Origin of the sequence: Bacillus vallismortis (assembly GCF_040784915.1) — a bacterium.
Taxonomy (GTDB): domain Bacteria; phylum Bacillota; class Bacilli; order Bacillales; family Bacillaceae; genus Bacillus; species Bacillus subtilis_G.
On the sequence record NZ_CP160797.1, the window covers coordinates 4009001 to 4032351 of the forward strand.

General features: G+C 46.5%; 21 protein-coding genes, 1 pseudogene and 1 riboswitch. Of the genes and pseudogenes, 6 read left to right on the forward strand and 16 right to left on the reverse strand.

Going from position 1 to position 23351, the window contains the following annotated elements; translation table 11 throughout:
* Positions 1–6: 6 nt before the first annotated feature.
* From yxlE to sigY, 4 genes are read right to left on the reverse strand one after another with little or no spacing between them, the layout of a single operon-like run.
* Positions 7–195 carry a sigma Y negative regulator YxlE gene (gene yxlE / locus ABZM97_RS20060; protein WP_003218770.1) on the reverse strand — a complete coding sequence of 63 codons (189 nt, stop codon included), beginning with the start codon at positions 193–195 and terminating at the stop codon, positions 7–9.
* Complete coding sequence (gene yxlD / locus ABZM97_RS20065) at positions 192–398, reverse strand: sigma Y negative regulator YxlD (RefSeq protein WP_253268672.1); 207 nt, start codon at positions 396–398, stop codon at positions 192–194. Before yxlD ends, yxlE begins: the two co-directional genes overlap by 4 nt.
* Entirely contained in the window at positions 395–715 is a 321-nt protein-coding gene (locus ABZM97_RS20070; RefSeq protein WP_253268673.1) for a YxlC family protein, read from the reverse strand. Before ABZM97_RS20070 ends, yxlD begins: the two co-directional genes overlap by 4 nt.
* Positions 708–1244 carry an RNA polymerase sigma factor SigY gene (gene sigY, locus ABZM97_RS20075; protein WP_253268674.1) on the reverse strand — a complete coding sequence of 179 codons (537 nt, stop codon included), beginning with the start codon at positions 1242–1244 and terminating at the stop codon, positions 708–710. Before sigY ends, ABZM97_RS20070 begins: the two co-directional genes overlap by 8 nt.
* A gap of 210 nt (positions 1245–1454) precedes the next feature.
* Between sigY and ABZM97_RS20080 the strand changes: the two genes are divergently transcribed.
* Entirely contained in the window at positions 1455–2828 is a 1374-nt protein-coding gene (locus ABZM97_RS20080; protein ID WP_253268675.1) for a cytosine permease, read from the forward strand.
* Positions 2829–2840: 12 nt separating this feature from the next.
* On the opposite strand, the gene ABZM97_RS20085 is transcribed toward ABZM97_RS20080, so the two are convergent.
* The 5 genes from ABZM97_RS20085 to cydA form a co-directional block, all read right to left on the reverse strand.
* Entirely contained in the window at positions 2841–3671 is an 831-nt protein-coding gene (locus ABZM97_RS20085; RefSeq protein WP_087993243.1) for an NAD(P)H-hydrate dehydratase, read from the reverse strand.
* Positions 3672–3755: 84 nt separating this feature from the next.
* Positions 3756–5483 (reverse strand): thiol reductant ABC exporter subunit CydC, encoded by a 1728-nt coding sequence (cydC, locus tag ABZM97_RS20090; protein ID WP_087993244.1) that lies wholly within the window; start codon positions 5481–5483, stop codon positions 3756–3758.
* Complete coding sequence (cydD, locus tag ABZM97_RS20095; RefSeq protein ID WP_202327859.1) at positions 5480–7183, reverse strand: thiol reductant ABC exporter subunit CydD; 1704 nt, start codon at positions 7181–7183, stop codon at positions 5480–5482. The genes cydC and cydD overlap by 4 nt, the downstream gene beginning before the upstream one ends.
* Positions 7183–8196, reverse strand: a complete 1014-nt coding sequence (gene cydB / locus ABZM97_RS20100; RefSeq protein WP_367387083.1) for a cytochrome d ubiquinol oxidase subunit II — start codon at positions 8194–8196, stop codon at positions 7183–7185. Before cydB ends, cydD begins: the two co-directional genes overlap by 1 nt.
* Positions 8183–9586: a cytochrome ubiquinol oxidase subunit I gene (gene cydA, locus ABZM97_RS20105; RefSeq protein WP_087993246.1), complete on the reverse strand. Its 1404-nt coding sequence runs from the start codon at positions 9584–9586 to the stop codon at positions 8183–8185. Before cydA ends, cydB begins: the two co-directional genes overlap by 14 nt.
* Positions 9587–10142: 556 nt before the next feature.
* On the opposite strand from cydA, the gene cimH reads away from it, so the two are divergent.
* The 3 genes from cimH to ABZM97_RS20120 all read left to right on the forward strand — a co-directional run bounded on the left by cimH (position 10143) and on the right by ABZM97_RS20120 (position 13571).
* Complete coding sequence (cimH, locus tag ABZM97_RS20110) at positions 10143–11495, forward strand: citrate/malate transporter CimH (RefSeq protein WP_202327857.1); 1353 nt, start codon at positions 10143–10145, stop codon at positions 11493–11495.
* Between the two features lie 123 nt (positions 11496–11618).
* On the forward strand, positions 11619–13307 hold the full coding sequence (locus tag ABZM97_RS20115) for a M56 family metallopeptidase (protein WP_333516365.1): 1689 nt from the start codon (positions 11619–11621) through the stop codon (positions 13305–13307).
* A gap of 57 nt (positions 13308–13364) precedes the next feature.
* Entirely contained in the window at positions 13365–13571 is a 207-nt protein-coding gene (locus ABZM97_RS20120) for a hypothetical protein (protein ID WP_253268677.1), read from the forward strand.
* 210 nt (positions 13572–13781) lie between these two features.
* Here ABZM97_RS20120 and ABZM97_RS20125 read toward each other — a convergent pair whose 3' ends face one another.
* From ABZM97_RS20125 to ABZM97_RS20140, 4 genes are all read right to left on the reverse strand, one after another.
* Positions 13782–14621: a polysaccharide deacetylase family protein gene (locus ABZM97_RS20125; protein WP_253268678.1), complete on the reverse strand. Its 840-nt coding sequence runs from the start codon at positions 14619–14621 to the stop codon at positions 13782–13784.
* A 99-nt stretch (positions 14622–14720) separates the two neighbouring features.
* Positions 14721–15449 (reverse strand): ZIP family metal transporter, encoded by a 729-nt coding sequence (locus ABZM97_RS20130; RefSeq protein WP_289348744.1) that lies wholly within the window; start codon positions 15447–15449, stop codon positions 14721–14723.
* A gap of 100 nt (positions 15450–15549) precedes the next feature.
* A complete protein-coding gene (gene msmX / locus ABZM97_RS20135; RefSeq protein WP_087993252.1) occupies positions 15550–16647 on the reverse strand; it encodes a maltodextrin ABC transporter ATP-binding protein MsmX in 1098 nt (365 codons plus the stop codon).
* Positions 16648–16766: 119 nt separating this feature from the next.
* Positions 16767–17660 (reverse strand): CdaR family transcriptional regulator, encoded by an 894-nt coding sequence (locus ABZM97_RS20140; RefSeq protein ID WP_087993253.1) that lies wholly within the window; start codon positions 17658–17660, stop codon positions 16767–16769.
* A gap of 184 nt (positions 17661–17844) precedes the next feature.
* Here ABZM97_RS20140 and ABZM97_RS20145 point away from each other — a divergent pair, with 184 nt between their 5' ends.
* Positions 17845–19302 (forward strand): aldehyde dehydrogenase family protein, encoded by a 1458-nt coding sequence (locus tag ABZM97_RS20145; RefSeq protein WP_087993254.1) that lies wholly within the window; start codon positions 17845–17847, stop codon positions 19300–19302.
* Between the two features lie 41 nt (positions 19303–19343).
* Here the strand turns inward: ABZM97_RS20145 and ABZM97_RS20150 are convergent, their stop codons facing one another.
* Positions 19344–20180, reverse strand: a complete 837-nt coding sequence (locus ABZM97_RS20150) for a YitT family protein (protein ID WP_087993255.1) — start codon at positions 20178–20180, stop codon at positions 19344–19346.
* 69 nt (positions 20181–20249) lie between these two features.
* Positions 20250–20352, reverse strand: a riboswitch (guanidine-I (ykkC/yxkD leader).
* Between the two features lie 276 nt (positions 20353–20628).
* Here ABZM97_RS20150 and ABZM97_RS20155 point away from each other — a divergent pair.
* Positions 20629–20841: pseudogene (locus tag ABZM97_RS20155) on the forward strand (DUF4352 domain-containing protein); the annotation flags it as partial.
* A gap of 750 nt (positions 20842–21591) precedes the next feature.
* Here ABZM97_RS20155 and galE read toward each other — a convergent pair.
* Complete coding sequence (gene galE, locus ABZM97_RS20160; protein ID WP_087993257.1) at positions 21592–22614, reverse strand: UDP-glucose 4-epimerase GalE; 1023 nt, start codon at positions 22612–22614, stop codon at positions 21592–21594.
* Between the two features lie 116 nt (positions 22615–22730).
* The gene (locus ABZM97_RS20165) at positions 22731–23237 is read right to left on the reverse strand and encodes a YbhB/YbcL family Raf kinase inhibitor-like protein (RefSeq protein ID WP_087993258.1); all 507 of its coding nucleotides are present in this window, start codon (positions 23235–23237) and stop codon (positions 22731–22733) included.
* Between the last annotated feature and the right edge of the window lie 114 nt (positions 23238–23351).

The following is a 23351-nucleotide window of genomic DNA, read 5'->3' on the forward strand; positions in this document are numbered from 1 at the left end:
GCCCGCTCACCTTTGCTTTCTGCCGACGGTGAAAAATAAAATCGGCCCGATAATATTGATACATACGATGATTGCAGCCCACATCCACTTTGGCCCGTTTGTCCGCTCTTCTTTTATACAGCTGATAAGGGCAAACACCGCCAAAACCAACTGCAATACAATCAGCGGCAAAATCATTTCCCAAGAAATATTCATTGCTTAATCCCCCTTTTCTTCCGGTCCGGCTTAATAACAAAAAAGTAATAGCAAATCAGAGGCATCGGCGCTTGAATCAGCCCGACAATTCCCCAGACCCATGCCATGCGATTTCGTTTTTTCGCATCAATAAATAAAAAGATTCCCTGCGCTAATACGATGAGATAAGCCGCAGCCGTTATGATCATTTCTGTTTGTGTCATCGGCGCTCCACCTCGCATTCCCCGAGCTGTCTTTTTTTCTCGTTCACAATCAAGATCGGCAGGGTAGCAAGCACACAAACCTGAAGTACGATAAACACAGCGGGAGCTTGAGTGAATGCCAGGATTGCCGCACTCACAACCATCAGCGCGCAGAATACAAATAAGATGATCTCTTTTAGCAGTTTTCTTCTGCGTTCAGCTTTCATTAGTGACAGCTGGTAAAGCAGTTCTTTTTGATTCGGTATAGAGGGATTGGCTGTTTCATCAATTTTCTGCAATTCTGATTTTAAATGAAGAGATCGCTTTTCTTTATTCATCGTCCCACTCCTTTCTGATTTGCTGGAGCCCTTTATGCACTCTTGACTTTGCAGTGCCTTCTTTGATTTGAAGCATCACTCCGATTTCGGCGTAGGTATAACCGTAGTAATGCCTTAATAAAACCGGCGTGCGCAGTTTAGGGTCCAGCTTTGAAAACAGATCGAGCGTTTCGCTCCACTCTGCCCCTTTCGACGACACATCCCACTTGATCTTGCGGATTGCTTCCTCCGTAACCGCCTGATTCCGTTTCCATTCTCTCTTTCTCTTTTTCTGGTGATCGAGATAGAGCCGCGATGCAATAGAGATCAGCCACGTGGAGAATTTGGAACGGCCTTGGAAGCTTCTTAAATGAATGTACCCTTTCAGAAAGGTTTCCTGTACAAGTTCTTCGCTGAGATCAGGGTGAAGGGAAAGCTTTAACAAATATTTGTATAAAAAAGAATAATGATAGTGGAAAAGGGCTGTAAACGCCTCATCGTTTCCCTCTTTCGCCTGCTGAATCAGCTGCTGTTCTTCACATGTATCCAATGGCCGCGATCCCCCTTTTTTTGTTTTTCTGCCTTATGAGACGACACCGGATTCGAAACCGTTCAGCTTTTTTACAATTCTATTCAGCTATTGACAGATCAGGCTTCTCGGACGTTTGGCTGTACATCCGCATTTGTAAACCCCCTCATAGTCTGCTAAGCTATGTCTTTATGTCGATTTTAAATAACATCCAATATGGAGGACGATGCATTGAAAGTAGAAAGGCGAACGATTGAACATATTCCGAATGAAGAAAGACATGGTAAAGCGAAAGATTTATTCCCCGTATGGTTTGGGGCTAATATGCATATCACCACGTTAGTGACCGGTACTCTTCCCGTGGCAATGGGACTTAATCTGTTTTGGAGTGTTGCCGCTATTATTTGCGGAACCTTAATCGGTGCCATATTTATGGCGTCTCATTCCGCGCAAGGCCCTCAGCTTGGCATCCCGCAAATGATTCAAAGCCGTGCCCAATTCGGCGTAATCGGAGCGATTCTTCCCCTCTTCTTAGTTATGTTTATCTACCTTGGTTTCTTCGCAAGCAGCACGATTCTGGCGGCCGGAACCTTAAGCAGCTTTGTTCCCATCCCGGGATCATGGAGCATTATAGGCTTAAGCGCCGCATGTTTTTTACTCACCATTTTCGGTCATGATTTGATTCACAAAATGCAAAAAATCCTGTCTTGGACCTCTTTTGCCGTATTTTTTGCTGCAACGATACTCATTTTCCAATTACCGATTCCGGCAGGCAGCTGGATGCCCGGGACGATCGACTTGCCCGTTTTCTTGGTGGCAGTCAGCGCCGTAGCAACTTGGCAGCTTGCCTATGCGCCTTATGTCGCCGATTATTCCAGATATCTGCCAATTAAAACACCGGCGTCCCAAACGTTTTGGTACAGCTACGCAGGAACATCTGTCAGCTCCATCTGGATGATGCTGCTCGGCGCGCTGCTGACCACGGCACTTCCTGATTTTACGACAAACTCAGGGACCCAGATTGTGCAATTGTTCGGTCCCTTCTCGTTCATTATGCTGATCATTGTTTTATTTGGCCAGATGGCGATTAATGTCTTTAACTTGTATGGAGCTTTTATGTCCACGACGACTACGCTTGAGCCGTTTCTGAAATTAAAAGTCACACCGAAAATCAGAATCATCATGATCCTTGGCGTCACCGTCGTCGGAACAGTCCTAAGCCTTCTCGGGCAAAGTAATTTTATGGAGCTGTTTTTGAATTTTATCTTTTTTATCAGTTATTTCTTAATTCCATGGACGGCGATCAATTTAGTGGATTACTACTTCGTCCGCCACGGGAACTATGAGGTCAAAGCGATGTTTGATGTCAACGGGCCATATGGAAGAGTCAATTGGATCACAACGATTGCTTTCATTCTGTCCATCTTGTTAGAAATTCCGTTTATCAATACATCCTTTTACATCGGGCCATTGGCAAAAATGTTTGGCGGCGGGGATATTGCATGGATTATCGGCTTAGCCGTGCCTTCTGTTCTATATTATGTACTCATGAAACCGCGCCTGAAAAAACGAGCGGCTTATCAAGAAAAGCTGTCTTCCCTATGAAGACAGCTTTTTTCATTCAAATCGTTTCCACACACGAGGCAACATGTCAGAGAGCTCGTGGGCGAGCAGCGTATGAGCAGAGTGTTCGTCAGTCCAAAGCTCGGCGCATGCACCGTGCAAGTATACGGCATTTAATACGGCATGTTTCGGGTCTTTGTGGCAGCAAAGCATGCCCAATATCATTCCCGTCAGTGTGTCGCCGGTTCCGCCTTTGGCGAGTGCCCCGTTTCCGGTCGGATTGCTCCAGCAGTCGCCATCGGGAAACGCGATGATGGTTTGATTTCCTTTTAACACGATCACCGTTTGCAGCTGAACCGCCCACTCCTTGGCATATTCTTCTCTTTTATTTTGCAAGTCTTTCACCGGAACCCCTGTCATTCGGGAAAACTCACCTGGATGCGGCGTAAGGATGACGGGCGCCTTCCGTTTCGGATACGTGCGCTTTGTCAGCGCCCCGGCATCCAAAATAACGGGGCAATCCTTCTCAAGGACTTGATCAACGGCCTGCTGCACCCTCTCTGTTTGCGGAAGCCCCGAACCGATCGCAATTGCCCGGTACGTCTCTTCAAGGCGAGAGCCCGCCGCTTTTTCCCAGCCGTCACGCCAATACGTGGCCTCCGGCAGAACCGGAACGATCAGCGGGATCACGCTTTCAGACGTGCCGATGACAAGCTTGCCGAGACCGCTCCGCATGGCACCAAGCCCGGCTAAAAGCGCTGCGCCCGGCATGTCGTCGCTTCCCGCCAGAAGCAATGCGGTACCGTACGTGCCTTTATGGCTCTCCGCATCTCTTTCAGGAAGCGAGGCCCTCACATGCTCCTCCGTCCAAATTGGAATATTCATCTCTATCCCTCCTCTGCTTTCTCTTCCTATTTTTCCTGTACCTTTTCTATTTCAAACAAAAAAAGACAGCCTTAGGGAGCTGTCTTATTTCACAGGAACATCAAGATGATACAGGCGGCGATACCGTTCGTTTGCCGCCAGCAGTTCCTCATGCGTTCCTTCCATTTCTGTTTTGCCGTTTTCGAGAAACACAATTTTATCCGCCGCTTCCACTCCCGCGAGGTGGTGCGTAATCCATAAAATCGTTTTTCCTTTCAGTACGTCAAACACCGTATTCATTAGTTCGCGTTCTGTAATGGGATCGAGTCCGACTGTCGGCTCATCGAGGATGATGATCGGCGTATCCTGCAGCAAAATCCGGGCGAGTGCGATCCGCTGGCGCTCCCCTCCGGAAAACCGGATGCCGGTTTCCTGAACAGATGTATGATATCCGTCAGGCAGTGACTCAATATAATCATGCAACTTCACCTGCTTTGCAGCACGGCGCACATCCTCGTCGCTTGCGTCGCCATTTCCAAGCCTGATGTTGTTCAGAATGCTTGTATCAAACAGATGAGGTTTTTGATTTAACACAGCTACCGTATCAGCAATCTGATCCTTTAACAGCTCGGTCTCCACTCCGTTTAACGTCACAGATCCTGAATCCGGCTTTAAGGCGCCCTCGATTAATGCGAGCGACGTTGATTTCCCAGACCCGCTCCGGCCGAGCAGCGCCATTTTTTCTCCTTGGCCCAGCGTAAAGGAAAAGCCGTTCAGCACTCGGCTGCTGTTATCATAAGCAAACGCCACATCACGAAAGGACAGTGTGACATCTTGGAGATCGAGCGTTTCAGCCGCTGATTCTGTTTGTGACGCTTCCGTTTGAGGGGCTACCTTGTTCATGCGTCTGATGGAATCCTGATAGCTGGGCACTTCGCCCAAAGCATCTGAAAGCGGCAGAAAGGCTTCCGTCAAAGGGAACACCACTAGCACAAAGGCCGCAATCATCGTTTTGGCGAGTTCGCCGTCTGCATGCTGCCCCGCCGTCCAAAACAGCATCAGCAAAATGAGGCCCGCGACAAAGCATTGCGCGGCGAAATCCCGCCATCTTGTGAAGCGCTGTTTGTTCCGTTCAAGCTCAAACCAAGCATGTTCTTCTTTTTCATAGGAATCAATAAAAGCATGCCGGCGTCCGCTGAACATCCAGTCGCTGACACCCATCACGGCATCTGTCAGCCGGCTGTACAGCACATTCCGCCCGCTTTTCAGCTTCGCATTCTTCGCTCTCGTCACGAGCAAAGACACAACCGGAAACAGTATAACAAGAACAAACAAGTAAAGCGCAAGCAATATGGCAAACGGCCAAGAGAAGAAGCCAAGCGCGATTACTGAAACAGCATACAGAAGCAAGGCCGAGATCGCAGGAAAAATCGTTTTTAAGAAGGCATCCTGCAAATGCTCAATATCCTCCGACAAAATGCCGAGCATATCCCCCGTGCGAAATCGGGAACGCAGCATCAAAGCACCCGGCTCAAGCATGTTGTAAAGGCGGACGCGCATGTCGGACACGATTTTTAAAATGATGTGATGGCCGACAAGGCGTTCCGCATATCGTGACACAGACCGTGCAATCCCAAAGGTGCGCACAGCGACAATCGGCACATAAATGAGCAGGATGTTTTCCGGCCTTGTCGCCGCCTTCGAGATCAAAAATCCTGAGGTGAACATGAGAAAAGCAGCAGAAAAAATCGTCACCGCTCCCAACAAGATAACCAGAACGAAAAGGCGGGCATTTTGCTTGATATACGGCAGAATCCATTCTTCTTTCTTCATGCTCTTTCCCCCAGTTGCGCCTTCACCAGTTTGGTGTACACACCGTTTGTCGCCAGCAATTCATCGTGAGTCCCGATTTCTGCAACCCTGCCCCCGTCAAGCACGATGATTTCATCCATATCGAGCATCCAGTGAAGGCGGTGTGTCGCGAGAAAGACGAGCTTATCCTCAAATAAATCCAGCATCGTTTCTTTTAATTCATATTCTGTTTCGATATCAAGATGGGCGGTCGGCTCATCCAGCAGCAGGATTGGGCGGTTTCCCAAAAAGGCACGGGCCAGTGCGACACGCTGAGCCTGGCCGCCGCTGAGCGCCCGGCCGCCTTCCCCGATCCGTCCCTCTAATCCGTCCGGAAGTTTGTCCACCAGCTCCGTCAGTCCCGCCGAGGCAGCGGCGCGGGCTGTATCCTCGGCCGACGCGCTTGGATGGTAAAAGCGAATGTTGTTCGCCAGCGTGTCATCAAAAATGTACGGATGCTGCGGGATATAAAGGAGGTTTTTCTGCCAGCTTCCGTCCTGCAAGTGGGACCGGCTTGAGCCATTGACCTCGATCATACCGTCATCAGGCTCCAAAAATCCGCCAAGGACATCAATGAATGTTGATTTCCCGGCACCGCTTGCACCGATGATGCCGATTTTTTTCTTGCCTTTCAATGACAAATCAATATCGGACACCGACCGGCCGACTGACACGCCGGACACTTTCAGCTCATCCTGTTCGGACCACGTCCCAAGCTGAAGCGGCGCCTCTTTTTTAAAACCAGGCTGCGACAAAATCTCTTGAATGGTTTTGCCTGCTTCCTGTCCGTTCAGCGTTGCATGATAATCATTCCCCACTTCCCGCACCGGCAGAAAATACTCAGGTGCCAGAATGAGCGCCGTTAAGGCGGGACCAAGCAAAATATCTCCGTCAATAAGGCGCAGGCCCAAAAACACTGCAACTGTCGCCACTGACAGCATCGTGAAAAAATCGAGGGCGAATGAAGATAAAAATGCCACCCGAAGTGTGCTCATCGTTGCTTTGCGATACCGCTCACTAACGTAGAAAATGTTTTTGCTGTGCGACTTGCTCAAACCTAAAAAACGCAATGTCTCCAGCCCGCGAAGAGAATCAACAAAATGATTGGAAAGTCTCTGATAGGATTTCCACTGGCGATCCGCTTTTCTCTGCGCGACAAGGCCGAGGAGAATCATAAAGATGATCAGAATCGGCATCGCAGCGGCTAAAATGACGGCTGACGTGCGATCCTGAAAAAACACATAAATGACAACCGCCGCCGGCACAATCGCCATGCTGACCATTTTCGGCAGAAACAGCTCCAGGTAGCGGCGGAACTGGCTGATGCCTTCCATCGCCAGCGTCACCATTTGCCCCGTCCCCTCTTTCTTTGCAAAGCGGGGACCTAACCGGAACAGCTGATCAAGAAAACTCTTTCTCAAATCGGCTCCTGTCCGGGCGGCATATTGATAGACGATTTTCTGGCGTGCCACCGTCACCCCGTGCCGGGCGACAAAAGCGATGAGGAAAAAGCCGATCACCGGAAACAGGGAGGCCATGCTCTTCCCGTTGAACAGTCCGGTTACGGCTTCACTCAGCCACTCTGCCTGCATAATAATGGCAGCTGTCTGAATCAGCGTTAAACAAGTAATCACGGTGAGAATCCGCTTCATTCCTTTATATCGAAACAGGTCTTTTCCCATTAATAAGTCATAGGCTCCTTATGGCTGACGCGCTTCCGGAAGACATAATAGCTCCAGATCTGACTGCCGATTACAAACGGCAATAGGGTTAATGCCGCAATTGACATGACTTTAAGCGAATAATCACCGGAAGAAGCGTTAGCTACTGTTAAATCGTACGCGCTTTGAAGCGAGCTGACCATGACCCGAGGGAATAATGAAATAAAGATCATTCCTACAGTCAGCGCCAGCCCCGCGCCAGTCATCCCAAATGTCCAGCCGTCTTTTTTCTTACGGATAAAGACAGCCGCGAGCATAAAGCAGATGACAATCAAAACAACGAGCGGAATGGTTATCTCGCCGCGGCGTGTAAACATGTCTGTCTGATAGGCAGAAAGAGCCGCGAAAGCTAGAACCACTACAAAAACAACACCCATTATCTTTTGCGCCATGTTCCGGGCGCGGTTTTGCAAATCACCGATCGTACGCAGCGTGATAAACATTAATCCGTGCTGGAAGCAAAGAAGTGTTACAGTCACACCGCCAAGTACAGAGTACACATTGAAATAATCGGATACTTGCGCGTGAATGTTCATATCGGCATCAATCGGCATCCCGCGGAATAATGTCGCGAACAGCACACCAAGCATAAACGGAGGAATCAGACTGCCGAAGAAAACGACCCAGTCCCAAACCTTTACCCATTTTAAATGATCAACCTTGCCGCGGAATTCAAACGCGACCCCGCGGCCTATTAATGCAAGCAGCACAATGACAAACGGAATGTAATAACCGCTCAGCATCGTTGCATACCAGTTCGGAAATGCCGCGAAAATGGCGCCTGCACCAGTCAAAAGCCATACTTCATTCGCATCCCAAAACGGTCCGATCGTGTTGATCAGCACTCTGCGTTCTAATTCATTATGGCCAAGAAAACGGGTCGCCATGCCGACCCCGAAATCAAAGCCTTCTAAAAAGAAGAAACCTACAAACAATACAGCAACGAGTATAAACCAAAGATCATGAAGAGACATGGTATACCTCCTGACTAAATGGATCTGTTGATACAGGAGCATCATGATGATCACCATGCTCCGCGCCTTTTTTAATTTCACGGACGAATAAGAAGGCAAGCAGCGCCCCCAGAATCAAGTACATCACACCGAACGCGATGATTGAGAATAACAGGGAGCCGGCTGTTACGTTAGGCGACACAGATTGAGCGGTTGTCATTAAGCCCATAACCGTCCAAGGCTGGCGTCCGATTTCTGTCATAATCCAGCCCGCGGAGTTCGCAATAAACGGGAAGGAAATCAACGCGATCATGATGCGCAAATACCATTTGCTGTTTTCAAGCTTTTTGCGGCGGTTTAACCAAAGGCCGCCTAACGCAGCAAGAATCATGACAACACCTGCGCCAACCATGATGCGGAAGCTCCAGAATGTCGTTTTTACAGGCGGAATGTAGTCGCCTTTTCCGTATATTTTTTCGTACTCAGCCTGAAGTGTTTTCATCCCTTTGACACTTCCGCTGAATTTTTGATACGCCAAGTAGCTCAAAGCATAAGGAACTTTGATTTCATTTGAGCTTTTTTCATTTGTTGTATCAATCGTGGCAAAAGCCGTCCAAGCAGCAGGGTCACCGCTGTCTTCCCAAAGGCCTTCGCTGGCAGCCATTTTCATCGGCTGTGATTCCATCAAGTGCTCAGCCTGCGCGTGTCCGCTAAGTGCGACGCCAAGACCGGCACAAAGGCCGACAATCATTGCGAGTTTAAAAGATTGTTTGAAAAACGGCACTTCTTTTTTCTTCAATAGTTTAAAAGCACTCACTCCGGCGATAAAGAAAGCCCCGGTGGCAAGCGCACCGAAAATGACGTGCGGAAATTCAACCCAAAGCTGAGGGTTTGTAATCAGCGCGGCAAAGTCGTTCATTTCCGCGCGGCCATTTTTGATCGTAAAGCCGACAGGCTCCTGCATAAAGGAGTTCGCGGTTAAAATCCAGAAAGACGACATAATCGTTCCAAATGATACGAGCCAAATGCAGAGAACGTGAATTTTTTTCGGCAGGCGGTCCCAGCCGAAAATCCACAATCCGATAAAGATCGATTCCATGAAAAACGCCAATAATGCTTCAATCGCAAGCGGAGCGCCAAATACATCTCCGACAAAACGGGAGTAATCAGACCAGTTCATTCCAAACTGGAATTCTTGCAAAATCCCCGTTACAACACCGACTGCAAAATTGATTAAGAATAAGTGTCCCCAAAACTTTGCCATTTTGAGGTACAGCTCATTTTTTTTCACAAGATAAAGAGTCTCCATCAACGCAACCATAAACACAAGCCCAATAGACAACGGCACAAACAAGAAGTGAAACAATGTTGTTGATGCAAATTGAATGCGGGCTAAAACTAATTCACTCATGCTTTCTCCTCCATTTCCGGTTAAAAACTGCATTTTGCTCACTATTTCACAAATAAAAGCGATACTTTGATCACCAATTCACAAAGCAGACGAAAAAAAATATTTGTTCAATATTTCACAAACATGTCAAAAAATCATTCAATATGATTCCTGATTGCCAGACTGATCAAATGACACATTCTCTTACTGGTTCATATTAAGTACTTTACAACGATTTATTTCAAAAATAAAGACCAAAATACCTAAAAAGTCCCGCACTGTGTGACGGATTATTGTCTATTTTGTTGAGGATTTATGACGGATGCTAGGATAAATGACCCTTTATTATCGTACATCAACATTTCGTTCCTTGCGAATAAAATGCTTGTCCGTCACCAGCCCTCGCTTCTCAGCACTCCGTCATAGACCGTTTTTAGTCGGAATGCCTCTTTCTATTTGAACCGGGAAGATTTGAAAACCTGAATAGTAAATTTTTAATATATTAAACATTTCAATTTTTTAGTATAATTCATGTAGTGAACAATTTCACTGCATCAAGAATAGGGGAGGTTTTTCAATGGGAGAGCTTCAAACCCAAATGCAATTGCAAACGGATACAATTCACGAAGGGGTTCGAAAAGAGAATTGGTTTGCGAGAGCCATGAATATAAAAGTAGGCATTATACCGCTTCCTGTGTATGCCTTGCTGTTTATATTAATCACTGTTTTTGTTATGCATCACGATGTGAAAAGTGACATCTTGACATCCATTGCCGTCATGGCTTTTTTCGGGTTTACCTTTGCCCAAATCGGTAAATCGATACCGATTGTTCGTTCTATCGGCGGCCCAGCCATCCTAGCTACTTTTATTCCGTCCGCTGTCGTCTACTATCACCTGCTGCCTAATGATATCGTCAAATCCACCACAGAATTTACAGAAAACTCAAACTTTCTATACTTATTTATCGCTGGGATTGTCGTCGGAAGCATCCTCGGCATGAAAAGAGAAACACTCATAAAAGCATTCATGAAAATCTTTATTCCGCTTATTGCCGGTTCTGTCGCAGCCGCTATTGTCGGACTGGCTGTCGGCACATCGCTCGGGCTCGGATTTCAGCACACATTGCTGTACATCGTCATCCCTATCATGGCAGGGGGTGTCGGAGAAGGCGCTATCCCGCTGTCCATCGGTTATTCTGACATCATGCCGATGTCTCAAGGGGAAGCGTTTGCACTTGTTCTGCCGTCGATCATGCTGGGCAGTCTGTGCGCGATCATTCTAGCGGGATTGCTGAACAGAATCGGTAAGAAAAAACCGGAATGGACAGGCAACGGCAAAGTGGACCGATCTGAAGAAGAGTCCCCTGCGCTGGAAGAATCGCAAAGCGGACAGCAAATGTTCAACCTTTCCTTATTTGCGTCAGGCGGTATCCTTGCTGTTTCTTTATACTTAGTCGGCATGCTCGCTCACGACTTTTTTGGATTTCCGGCACCCGTTGCCATGCTGTTACTGGCTGTTCTGATTAAGCTGTTCAGATTGGCGCCCGCCTCAATTGAAAATGGCGCGTTTGGGGTGTCCCGCTTCTTTTCAACCGCTGTGACCTACCCGCTGCTCTTTGCGATCGGGGTGTCCATGACGCCGTGGGACAAGCTTGTCGCCGCCTTTAATCTCAACAACATCATTACGATTCTGTCTGTCGTTGTGACCATGATGGCCGTCGGCTTCTTCACCGGAAAGTGGCTGAACATGTATCCGATTGAGACCGCCATTATCAATGCGTGCCACTCAGGACAAGGCGGCACCGGGGACGTCGCCATTTTAAGCGCCGCAGAAAGGCTTGAATTGATGCCATTCGCCCAGGTGTCTACCCGAATCGGGGGAGCCATTACAGTGTCCTTAACCTTATTGCTGCTTCACCAGTTTTATTGATACACCGCAAGCAAGTTCTTCGTCAAACGAAAGAGCTTGCTTTTTTTACATATTCCTGTTTTTGCAAATTCCCGCGCCATGGTATAGTAATAGTTGGAAATACCAGATAGAAAGGACTCTAGCATGCCTATGGGAATAGATCTATTTCTCGTTATGATTCTCGGGCTGGGATTATATTTTATATCAGCCCTGGCAGCAAAACTCATTCCGTTCATAGACTTCTGGATTGACATCGTTCTTTGGGTTTGCGCTGCTGTTTATATCTTCTCTCATCAATCATTCATGGACGGCATTGTCTCGATCGCGACAATGTTTTACTGTTATTGGACCGCAATGGATCTCACAGTGTCAGAACGTGCGGAAAAACCTTCGGGAGACTGGCAGGAAATCGAGCTTGCCAGAAACAAAACACGCCTCCTGTCAGACATCATGCTGACCGCCGTTGTGTTTGCGGGCGCCATTATTTTTTTCATCTATGGACCTGATCCAAGCGCTCTCAAATATGTGATCCTTTTCGGCATGATCTCCGGCGGAGGAGCACTTGTAAAACGAATATGGAATGTTTTCAGTGTAACCGTTTTGTATTCGGCGTCCTTAGAAAAATTGCACATCAGCTCGCGTTATGAAACCCGTACATACCCGCTTTCCGATTTGAAAGACATCCAGCTTGAATCAACAGCCGATCTCTTAAAGCTCCATCCGCTTCTGACGATGTATTCATCTCGTGTAGATTTGACAACAAGCTTTCAGCAAGTCATCAAACTGTCCCTTCCCGGTGAAACGCTGTTTCTGACAGTGAAGGAACCGCAAAGATGGAAAGCGATTCTCCGGGAATACACAGACGCGGAAAACAACGAGGACACTGTGATTTCTGTTTTGCCGTTTTATCATAGAAAAAATGTGAAGCGGCTGCTTGGGAAGCTTTATTTTGCCGCCAGCGTAAAAGGCGTGTCAGCTTACGCCTTACTGGTGCTCGCATTATACGGATTGCAAACCTCTCCATGGGTCATGGCCGTTGCCGTGATGTTGTACTGGATTTTCAATATGTACCTGTCAGACATTGTTTTGCGGGCGGCAATGGATGCCAAGCCTTGTCATCATCCGCATGTACAGACAGCGGCCGACAAAATTTTCCGCAAAGCCGGCATTTCCCATGTCCGCATATACGAGACGGAGAGTGATGATTACAACGGAATGGCAGTCGGCATGAATGTCGGAAGGTCAATGGTCATTCTGACAAGCGCCACACTAACACTTCCGCAGCGTGTCATCGAAGGCATTGTGGCCCATGAAGCGATTCATATTAAAAAACGTGACGTTTTGTCATCACAGCTTTTGCGTTTTCTATATCTTGGAGCCGTCGTTGGGATCATCCTCTTATTTGAGCAGCATATCGCCCATCCCGCGGACCATAAAGTGGCGCTTTGGGTTTTCATCATGGCAATCATCATCCTGTTTCAGCTCTATCAATCCTTTTGTTCACAATGGATGGAGGTGCGCGCTGACAACCTTGGCGCCTCACTGCTGGAAGACGGGTACAAACAAATGGCGGAAGCATTGAGGATCTTGGCGGTTCGGCAGGATGAGGATATACAGAAACAAAGCGCCTACAGCTCTGAAGCAGATGAGGACGAGCTTACCATTGACTCTCTCTCCCGTGATAAAAGCTGGCTTTTCAGATTCATTGATTTTCAGTTCGCACCTCATCCCCCTATGTATTGGCGTGTCAACACGTTATTGTCAAACAAAGGACACGGGGTGTTGAAGCGCTGGTTCAGAGACCGGCTGAAGGAATCGATTTCTCTGAAATGAAACCGGCCAGCGTTTCGTTCGTATAACAGATATGGTGAGAAAAGGGAGTGACCAGAAGTGATTGTGATTATCTTATTCATTATAGCGATTATTGTTTTCGTTTCAGTCGTACAGCCAAAGCCCTTGGAAAACAAAAGCCGCCAGCATGCGGACAGCGGGTTTTTCGGGGGTTATTCAGACCATGGCTCGCACCATAACGGAGGATGCGGCAGTGACGGCAGTTTCAGTGATTCCGGCTGCGGAGGAGGAGACGGCGGCGTTTAAGCGCCGCCTCAGATTGTTGACAACATCCTAAAACGGTTTAGTTTTAGGATGTTGTCATCTTTTCAGCGTGGTTGAAAACCCTTGAAGTCTAGGAAAGGCGAGCATTGGAGCGGAGCGAATGTCCTAATTCGTGAGCACCAACGCACAGGCTTAACAACGAATGCAAGGGTTTGTCGACACGCTGCGGCGGCGTTTAAGCGCCGCCTTTTTTTATTTCATCGACTCAATGTATGCGCCAAAAGCCGCACCTGACATGCCCGGAGACACGCGCACTCGGTGGAGGGCGTACATACCCTGGTCTCTCGATGCCGCGCCCGGTTCTGTCGTCACGCCCATTTGATAGCCCGTTTCTTCGGCTGCCTTCAGCGTCTCCTCATTGTAGCGCCCTACCGGGTAGCTGATGATGGAGGTTTCTTGATGAAACATGTTGTCAAACAGCTTTTTCGAATCAGCCATCTCATTGTACTGCTGTTCAGGCGATAACCCGTTCAGTTCAAGGTGGTCAATTGTATGGCTTTCAATCGATACGCCGTTCTGCGCCATTTCTTTCATTTGGTTCTCTGTCAGATGATGTTGATGTCCGATCGATTTGCCGATCATAAAAATCGTCGCCTTCATCCCGTACTTTTTCAGCACCGGATACGCGTCCTGATAATTGTCGGTGTATCCGTCATCAAACGTGATCAGCACGCATTTCTCACTCGGCTTTTTATCCTGCGTCAGCATAAGGTACGCCTCTTTCGGCGTTAATGTCTGATAGCCGTTATCTTGCAGCCATTTCATATGCGCTTCGAATTCTTCCTTCGGGACACGGAGGCTGTTTCCTGAGGAAATGCTGTGGTACATCAAAATCGGCAGCTTTGCCGGTTTCTCTGTTTTGATCCATGCGGATGTATCGTCCTCTTTTTTCTGAACATGTATTGTCTTTTCTTCCGGTTTCTTTTGTTCCGCTTTCGGCATCTGCTGCTCCGCGTTCGCCTCTTGATCAGCGCAAGCCGCCAGAGCCGAGCAGCTTCCCAAAAGAAAAATGCTTAAAATCAATTGTTTCATCGTTCTCCTGCTTTCTGTCTATTTCTTCCTCCTTTTTCATCGGTTTTTTTCTGAAATTTTCAAGCAAAAAAACCGGACATGGAAGTATGACCGGCACATTTAAGAAAACTGATTCAAAACCAGCGAGGTTAACAGCCCAAGTGCAGCGATTAAACCTGTCATTGGACCGCTGTCTTCGTACGCCTCGGGCATCATCGTCGACGCAACCATCGCAATGATTCCCCCGCCCGCAAACGCCGCGATTGCTGACATCACTTCTTCAGAAGCACCGTTTAGAAAGAAATAACCTGACCATGAAGCGAGAATTGAAATCACGAGCACTGCGGCCCAAAGCAGCAAAATTTTCGTTCTGGTATACCCGCTGCTTTTCATTCCTGTTGTACTGGACAGCCCTTCAGGTATATTGCTGATAAAAATAGCGATCACCAAAAGGAAGCTGACCGATTGTTCTTCGAGAAGACTGGCGCCAATCATAATCGATTCCGGGACAGCGTCCATGACGGTGCCGATAAAAATGGCGATTCCTCCTCCGCCGGCAGCTGCTTGTCCCGATCTTTTTCTATGTGACGCGCCTCTTTTAGAAACCGCGTAATCAAAAATCGTAAAAACGACCGCCCCTGCAATAAATCCGGCGCCCGTCGACACCATCCCGCCTTCTGCCGCTGCATCCCCAAGAAGTTCGTAAGCAGCCGCGCCAATTAATACCCCTGTGCCAAAAGCCATAATATAGCCGATGATCTGTTTGCGAATCGAAAAAAACATGGACGCCAGCGCGCCCAGCAAAACAGCAGAGCCTGAGATCCCGCCCCACATTGCCGCATGCCACATCTCTATCTCTCCTTTCTTACCAACCACTACCCGCTGCGGTTTTTTCTGTAAACCTTGGAGCGAAAAAAAACCGGACATGTCTCCATGTCCGGTTTAGAACTTAGCGAATTCTCACTTCTGTCTCACTGTCAAAGAAATGGCTTTTATTCATATCAAACGCAACCGTCAGCTCATCACCTGATTGAATATCGAGACGGGCGTCAATCCGCGCAATAAAGTCTTGGTTTTCGATCTGCGAATAAATCATGATTTCTGAACCAAGCAGCTCTGCGACATTGATTTTCGCTTTAATCGAAGAGTTCTTATACGATTCCACGACAATCAATTCATCATGAATATCCTCAGGACGAATGCCGAAGATGACTTCTTTGCCGATATAGCCCTTTTCACGCAGCACTTTCATTTTTCCTTCCGGCACGGTTAATGCCGCAGAACCGATTTTGATGACGCCTTCCGTCAGCTTTCCTTTGAAAAAGTTCATCGCTGGTGACCCGATAAAACCGCCGACAAAGACGTTTTCAGGGAATTCATATACATCCTTTGGCGTCCCGATCTGCTGGATTTTTCCGTCTTTCATGACCACGATCCGTGTCGCCATCGTCAGCGCTTCTGTCTGGTCATGCGTCACGTAAATCGTTGTGGTTTGCAGTCTCTGGTGGAGCTTAATAATTTCCGCACGCATTTGCACCCTCAGCTTGGCGTCCAGGTTCGACAAAGGCTCATCCATCAGGAACACCTTTGCATCCCGCACGATCGCCCGTCCAAGCGCGACCCGCTGTCTCTGTCCGCCTGACAGCGCTTTCGGTTTGCGGTGCAAATATTCCTCCAGCCCGAGAATTTTAGCGGCTTCCTCTACTCTTTTTTTGATTTCAGGCTTCGGCATTTTCCGAAGTTTCAGCCCGAATGCGATATTATCGTAGACCGTCATATGCGGATAGAGCGCGTAGTTTTGAAAGACCATCGCGATATCCCTGTCCTTTGGCGCTACATCATTTACCCGTTTCCCCTCAATATAAAAATCGCCTTTTGAAATTTCTTCAAGTCCTGCCACCATCCGCAGCGTCGTTGATTTCCCGCAGCCGGACGGGCCGACGAATACGATAAATTCCTTATCGTCAATGTGAAGGTTAAAGTCATCAACAGCCGCTTCCTTCTGCTCATAATATTTATAAATGTGCTCCATCCGCAATTCAGCCATCTTGATTCCCCCTTTATCATTGTAAACGCTTTCCTCACTTGAGTGTAACAGCATTTCCATATCACTGATATGGGCAGTGTTCATAAAATCAACCAGCCATTTTCGTGCATATTTCCAATTTATTCTGAACTTTTGCTTTGCAGGCAGATAAAATAGGCGAGCAGCGCGCCTTTATATGTTTTAATGTCTATCCCTGACCGCTCAACAAACTTGTCAATTCGATATTGCAGGCTGTTGCGGTGCAGATGCAGCTGTTTCGCCGTTAACGTCACGTTTGAGTTGTTTTCAATAAAGAGCTTGATTGTCTTTCTCAGCTCAGATTCATTTTCAAATAAAAGCTCAGCTTCTTCAGAGAGCAGCGTTTGCAGCTTTTCTTTTTCTGTTTCTAATAATAAAAAAGGAAAGATCATATCAAAGGTCACACTTTGCATCTGAGGCAGCCGCTTTTCAGCAAAGAGGAAATACGTCTGTTCACGGGCGTAATGAGTACGGAGACTCTCATCCGGTTCATAAAATCTCCCGGCGTAAAAACGGACACTGAAGTAGAAATCACTCTCAAGAACCTTAGCAAGCGATTCAAGTTCGTCCTTCCCCGCCGCCGCTTCACTTTCCTGCTCGACAATCACGCCTCTGTCCTCATGCATCCACACAATCACAAAAGACACCGGCCAAAAATGACGAACAGCTTCCGCAAATGACGTCCGCTCTATATTACCGATCAAATGAAAATGAACAAATCTCGTTCGCTTCTTTATATCCGCCGGCACTTCCCCTCTAGAAAAAAGAAACGCAAACCACTTGTTTTCTTCCGCCGACTTCAAAGACATTTGATTGACCTCATCCGCAGGCGTCAAAAATGACTGCAGCAGCATTATTTCTTTTTCGCTAATCTCTGTTTTTGGAATGGAGATATATCTCTGACTGTTCTCATCAAAAAAACATAGACAGCCTTCCTGTACGCAAAGCTCTTCAGACACAATCGAACCGGGATAAATAGCCAGCAGCGATTTCATATGGTCTCCTCTCTTTATGTAAGGATCTGTATATCCAGTATAAGGCGAAACACTCATGTTCTCCAATAAAAAAGAGTATATCCGGCACAGCAGACGAGAAACTGAAAGGGAAAACCGATTCGTTTACATGTCGGTCTCAACGGAAATAGAAGAGTAATGCAGGACCAAAGGAGGATGATCATCAATGGCTTTAGAAGCGTTAAACAAAAGTTTTATCAACGGAAAATGGACAGAAGGGGAAAGCGGACGTACGGAGGATATCTTGAATCCATACGACCAGTCTGTGATTACAACAGCATCTTTGGCAACAAGCAAGCAGCTGGAGGATGCGTTTGACATTGCACAGCGGGCGCAAAAAAAGTGGGCCAGGAGCACAACAGAAGATCGAAAAGCAGTTCTGCAAAAAGCGCGAGGCTATTTACAGGAAAACCGCGATAACATCATCATGATGATCTCCCGCGAAACTGGCGGAACGATCATTAAAGCCACGATCGAGCTTGAACAAACCATTGCGATTTTAGATGAAGCCATTACGTATACCGGCGAATTAGGCGGCATCAAAGAGGTTCCATCCGACATTGAAGGGAAAATCAACAAGATTTACCGCCTTCCGCTCGGCGTGATTTCATCGATTTCTCCATTTAATTTTCCGATGAATTTATCAATGAGAACGATTGCGCCTGCGATTGCGCTGGGAAACAGTGTTGTTCACAAGCCTGATATCCAAACCGCTCTTTCCGGCGGAACCATCATTGCGAAAGCGTTCGAACACGCCGGCCTTCCTGCGGGTGTCCTTAACGTCATGTTGACGGACTTAAAGGAAATCGGAGACGGCATGCTGACAAACCCAATCCCAAGATTAATCAGCTTTACAGGATCAACCGCAGTCGGGCGCCACATCGGTGAAATCGCCGGGCGCAACTTCAAGCGAATGGCCCTTGAGCTCGGCGGCAACAACCCATTTGCCGTCCTTTCCGACGCGGATGTCGATCGTGCCGTAGACGCAGCGATTTTCGGGAAATTTATTCACCAGGGACAGATATGCATGATTATCAACAGAATCATCGTTCATCAAGATGTGTACGATGAATTTGTTGAAAAATTCACCGCACGTGTCAAAGAGCTTCCGTACGGCGATCAAACCGATCCGAAAACCGTAGTCGGACCGCTGATCAATGAGGGCCAAATCGAGAAAGCGCTGGAAATCATTGAGCAGGCAAAAGCAGATGGCATCGAGCTTGCGGTTGAAGGAAAACGCGTCGGAAACGTACTCACACCGTATGTCTTTGTCGGCGCCGACAACAACAGCAAAATTGCCCAAACAGAGCTGTTTGCCCCGATTGCCACCATTATCAAAGCCTCCAGCGATCAGGAAGCGATTGACATGGCAAACGATACTGAATACGGGCTCAGCTCGGCAGTTTTCACTTCTGATTTAGAGAAAGGTGAAACGTTCGCCCTGCAAATTGACAGCGGCATGACCCATGTCAACGACCAGTCTGTCAATGATTCACCGAATATCGCCTTTGGCGGAAACAAAGCAAGCGGTGTCGGCCGCTTCGGAAATCCGTGGGTGGTCGAAGAGTTTACCGTAACGAAATGGATTTCGATCCAGAAGCAATACCGCAAATATCCGTTCTAAACGAACAAATCCCTCTGCATCAAGTGCAGAGGGATTTTTCTTTATTTCGATATATCAACAAACCCTTCGCCAAACACATCACGTACGTCATGAACGATCACAAACGCTTTTTTGTCACAGCTTCTGATGATTTTCTTCAGCATAGACAGCTCTTGTTTGTTAATGACAATATATAAAATCTCTTTTGACTGGCCTGTATAGCTTCCCTTCCCTGATAAAATCGTCACACCCCGATCCATCAAGTTATTTACCTTCTCTGAAATCTCACTCTTATGTTCTGAAATGACCGTAATGGCTTTTTTCGTATTCAAGCCTTCAATAATAAAGTCCATCACTTTCGTACCGATATACAGCATCACGATCGTGAACATCATTTTTTCCGCGCCAATGATAAAGTAAGAGCTAAATACCACGATTAAATCAAAAAACAATAACGCATAACTAATATTCCAATCTAAATATTTATTAGCGATTCTGGCCAAAATCGCAGAGCCGGCTGTCGTCCCCCCGACCCGGATAATCATTCCGATCCCGACTCCCGCAAAAACACCCGCGAAAATCGTATTAATGATCAATTCATCAGACGGAGTGCTCCACCCATGTGTCAGATGGAGGAATAGCGAATTCGCCGCAACAGCAATGATGGTATAGACCGTGGTTTTACCGTCTAGAAATTTGTAGCCGATTAAGAGCAAAAATGCATTTAAAATAAAGTTTGTCACACCGGGAGACCATTGAAAGATATAGTATAAAATCAGCGTAATCCCAGTGACCCCGCCTTCCCCAAGGTCATTGGGAATCGCAAACAAATTCACCGCAAGCGCGAAGAAAAAAGCGCCAATCACAAGCATCAGCACATCAAGCATTTTCTTTTTCACCACAAAACACTCCTTCTCCAGATAGTATCAACAAAAAAGCCCAGGAGTACGCTCTCGCAAAAGAGCAGAAACTCCTGGGCTTTTATCCCACCGTGTCATAACAGCCGGGCTGTTATGTGTTTTCTCTCGGTCACAGTCCAATATGCATTGCGGAACCCTAGAAAACCAATGTTTTTATCCTATCATTTTTTCTTTCCAATATTAGCATTATAAGGGACGGTTTGAATTGGTTCAAGAGGTATTTGCGGAGATTTATTCAATAAATTAAGAGAAACAAAAAAGATCATCAGCTGTTAATAAATGAAAGATTCGGTCGATATGATACAAAGTACCTTTTTGAACAGATATAAATTAAAAGGTTTTTTCCAATTTATCATTGACTGCATGAAAATATATAGGCAAAATAGAACATATATTTCAAGAAATTAATTACATAGGAGGAAACATAATGTCAGGAAAGCTACTACACTGTAAAGCTTGCGGCCAAGAGATTGCAAAAGGCGTTAAGAAATGTCCGAATTGCGGTAAAGATCAACGTAACTTTTTTATGAGGCATAAAATCATTACGTTTATTCTAGCGATGGTAGTCATTATTATTATTATTGCGAACATCGGAAATAGCGGAGACTCTCAAGCTTCTACTACAACCAGCTCCGACTCTACAAAGTCAACTAAAACAGTACAAAAGGCTGATATCGAAAAACTGTATACTAATGCCGATCAATTTAAAAATTATAAAGTCGATCTGTATGTAAAAGTTTTTGACGTTGAACAAGACGACGATGGTACATATCTTCAGGGCTATAATAATCCGGAAAAGTTAAGCAAAAATACTCTTATTATGATCGACGACCCTGATTTAGATATTAAAGATGACGACATTATTCATGTAGTAGGTACGGTGAAAGACAAATATGATGGTGAAAACGCATTGGGCGGATCAGTTTCAGCCCCTAGAATCATTGCCGATTCCATTGAAAAAAGCGACTATGCAACAGCTTTCGCCCCAGCTCAAAAAACAATTAACGTAGATAAAACACAGAACCAGCACGGATTTGCGCTCACACTTCAAAAAGTTGAACTTGCGGAAAAAGAAACTCGCCTTTATGTAAAGATAGAAAACAAATCACAAGATGAAATCAGCTTTTATGACTTCAATGCCAAAATTACAGCTGATAATAAACAGATTGAGCCTAAATCCGACCTTTCAGAGTATCCTGAAATTCAAAGTGAAATCTTACCGGGGGTTAAAACTGAAGGGATTATTGTCTTCCCTAAAATCGAAAGCAAAACAGCAAATATTATTTTAGAAGGTTCTTCCGAAAACTACGATATTACAATTAACCCATTTACATTTGAAGTAAACTTGGATCAATAAAAGAAGGGCTGGGGAAACCTCCAGCCCTTTTGTTTATGATTTTACACTCTTATACCCATTCACATTCAAAGACTGCCATCTCCAGGAGTCGGCACACATTTCCTCAAGGCCGCGTTTCGCTTCCCAGCCCAGTTCCCGCTTGGCTTTTGCAGGATCTGCGTAACAGGTCGCGATGTCTCCAGGACGGCGGTCCGCAAAACGGTACGGAACCTCTTTCCCTGACACTTTTTCAAAGGCTTTGACCATTTCTAGCACGCTGTAGCCTGTGCCTGTTCCGAGGTTGTACGCATCGGCTCCTGTGGTGTTCAGTACTTTTTCCAGCGCTTTGACATGGCCTTCTGCGAGATCAACGACATGAATATAATCGCGTACGCCTGTCCCGTCTTTTGTCGGATAGTCATTCCCGAATACGCTTAATTGCTCCAGCTTTCCTACCGCTACCTGCGCTACATATGGCATGAGGTTATTCGGAATGCCGTTCGGGTCTTCACCGATTCGTCCGCTTGGATGAGCGCCGAACGGATTAAAGTAACGAAGCAGCGCAACGCTCCACTCATTGTCGGCTGTATACAAATCACGCAAAATTTGTTCCAGCATGAGCTTTGTCTGCCCGTAAGGATTGGTCGCACCTAATGGGAAGTCTTCGGTAATCGGCGATGTTTCCGGAACGCCGTACACCGTCGCGGATGAACTGAACACGATTTTCTTGACGCCGTATTTCTCCATGACCTCACATAACATAAACGTTCCCGTCAGGTTGTTATGATAATATTTGAGCGGAATCGCAACAGATTCACCGACCGCTTTTAACCCCGCAAAATGAATCACAGCTTCAATTTCATTTTCCGCAAAAACAGAATCTACCGCTTCCCGGTCCAATAGATCCGCTTCATAGAACGTTACATCTTTTCCTGTAATCTCCTTGACGCGGTTCAGCGCCTCAGCCGAACTGTTGGACAGATTATCTAGAACGACAATCTCATAGCCGCTGTTTAATAATTCAATACATGTGTGGCTCCCGATGTATCCCGCTCCGCCTGTTACAAGTATTGCCATGATGAATAACCTCCTAAAGAGAATGTATTGTTTAATATTATAAAGTTTTCAGAAGCTTTCTACATCCATTTTCAAGAAGTTTAATTGTTTATTAACCGTTTCTTCATATTTTCTTCTTAAACCCTTGCCAGTAATTCAATAGAGGTCTCAGCGAGAATGCGCCCCTTCATTTCTTGATAGAGCTGATTCATATAAAAGCCCTGCTGAAGATTCAGCTCTGTGTCTAAAGCATAAACTGTCAGCGCGTAAGCATGATCCTTGTCAGGCGGTGTCGGTCCGCAATACTGGTGAATCACCTTTGGATTGCTGCTTCCCGCAAGCGGTGAAGCAAAGCTATTTTGCCCTTGTATCATCAAGTCCTGTCTTTCCTCGCTCGCATGTTCAGGAAGCTCTCCGATGCGCGCCGGAATGTTAGCCGCTGTCCAGTGAATCCAGCTGAACCCGCATACGGGAATGGCGTCATGATCAATGAAAGTAAGCGCGAGCGTCTTTGCGCCGGGCGGGACGTCCTCAAAACGAATCGGAAAGGATACAAATGGATTCCCTTCTCTTTTATATTTTTCATCAGTGTATTTTGAAAACTTGTCATGTAAATACGGATTTGCTTCTACGTATATGTTCATATATGAATCCCTCTCTCTATTTTCTCGTTCTATAGGTATACTAAACGAATGGATGTATAATCAGTGATAAGCAAATGCGCATGTTCACTTAACAATTTGTTATTGATTACTTGC

Bases quoted from the DNA above. Each gene is read 5' to 3' on its own strand.
- yxlE (WP_003218770.1), bottom strand. From the start codon at position 195: ATGAATATTTCTTGGGAAATGATTTTGCCGCTGATTGTATTGCAGTTG.
- yxlD (WP_253268672.1), bottom strand. From the start codon at position 398: ATGACACAAACAGAAATGATCATAACGGCTGCGGCTTATCTCATCGTA.
- ABZM97_RS20070 (WP_253268673.1), bottom strand. From the start codon at position 715: ATGAATAAAGAAAAGCGATCTCTTCATTTAAAATCAGAATTGCAGAAA.
- ABZM97_RS20085 (WP_087993243.1), bottom strand. From the start codon at position 3,671: ATGAATATTCCAATTTGGACGGAGGAGCATGTGAGGGCCTCGCTTCCT.
- cydC (WP_087993244.1), bottom strand. From the start codon at position 5,483: ATGAAGAAAGAAGAATGGATTCTGCCGTATATCAAGCAAAATGCCCGC.
- cydD (WP_202327859.1), bottom strand. From the start codon at position 7,183: ATGGGAAAAGACCTGTTTCGATATAAAGGAATGAAGCGGATTCTCACC.
- cydB (WP_367387083.1), bottom strand. From the start codon at position 8,196: ATGTCTCTTCATGATCTTTGGTTTATACTCGTTGCTGTATTGTTTGTA.
- cydA (WP_087993246.1), bottom strand. From the start codon at position 9,586: ATGAGTGAATTAGTTTTAGCCCGCATTCAATTTGCATCAACAACATTG.
- cimH (WP_202327857.1), top strand. From the start codon at position 10,143: ATGGGAGAGCTTCAAACCCAAATGCAATTGCAAACGGATACAATTCAC.
- ABZM97_RS20115 (WP_333516365.1), top strand. From the start codon at position 11,619: ATGCCTATGGGAATAGATCTATTTCTCGTTATGATTCTCGGGCTGGGA.
- ABZM97_RS20125 (WP_253268678.1), bottom strand. From the start codon at position 14,621: ATGAAACAATTGATTTTAAGCATTTTTCTTTTGGGAAGCTGCTCGGCT.
- ABZM97_RS20130 (WP_289348744.1), bottom strand. From the start codon at position 15,449: ATGTGGCATGCGGCAATGTGGGGCGGGATCTCAGGCTCTGCTGTTTTG.
- msmX (WP_087993252.1), bottom strand. From the start codon at position 16,647: ATGGCTGAATTGCGGATGGAGCACATTTATAAATATTATGAGCAGAAG.
- ABZM97_RS20140 (WP_087993253.1), bottom strand. From the start codon at position 17,660: ATGAAATCGCTGCTGGCTATTTATCCCGGTTCGATTGTGTCTGAAGAG.
- ABZM97_RS20145 (WP_087993254.1), top strand. From the start codon at position 17,845: ATGGCTTTAGAAGCGTTAAACAAAAGTTTTATCAACGGAAAATGGACA.
- galE (WP_087993257.1), bottom strand. From the start codon at position 22,614: ATGGCAATACTTGTAACAGGCGGAGCGGGATACATCGGGAGCCACACA.
- ABZM97_RS20165 (WP_087993258.1), bottom strand. From the start codon at position 23,237: ATGAACATATACGTAGAAGCAAATCCGTATTTACATGACAAGTTTTCA.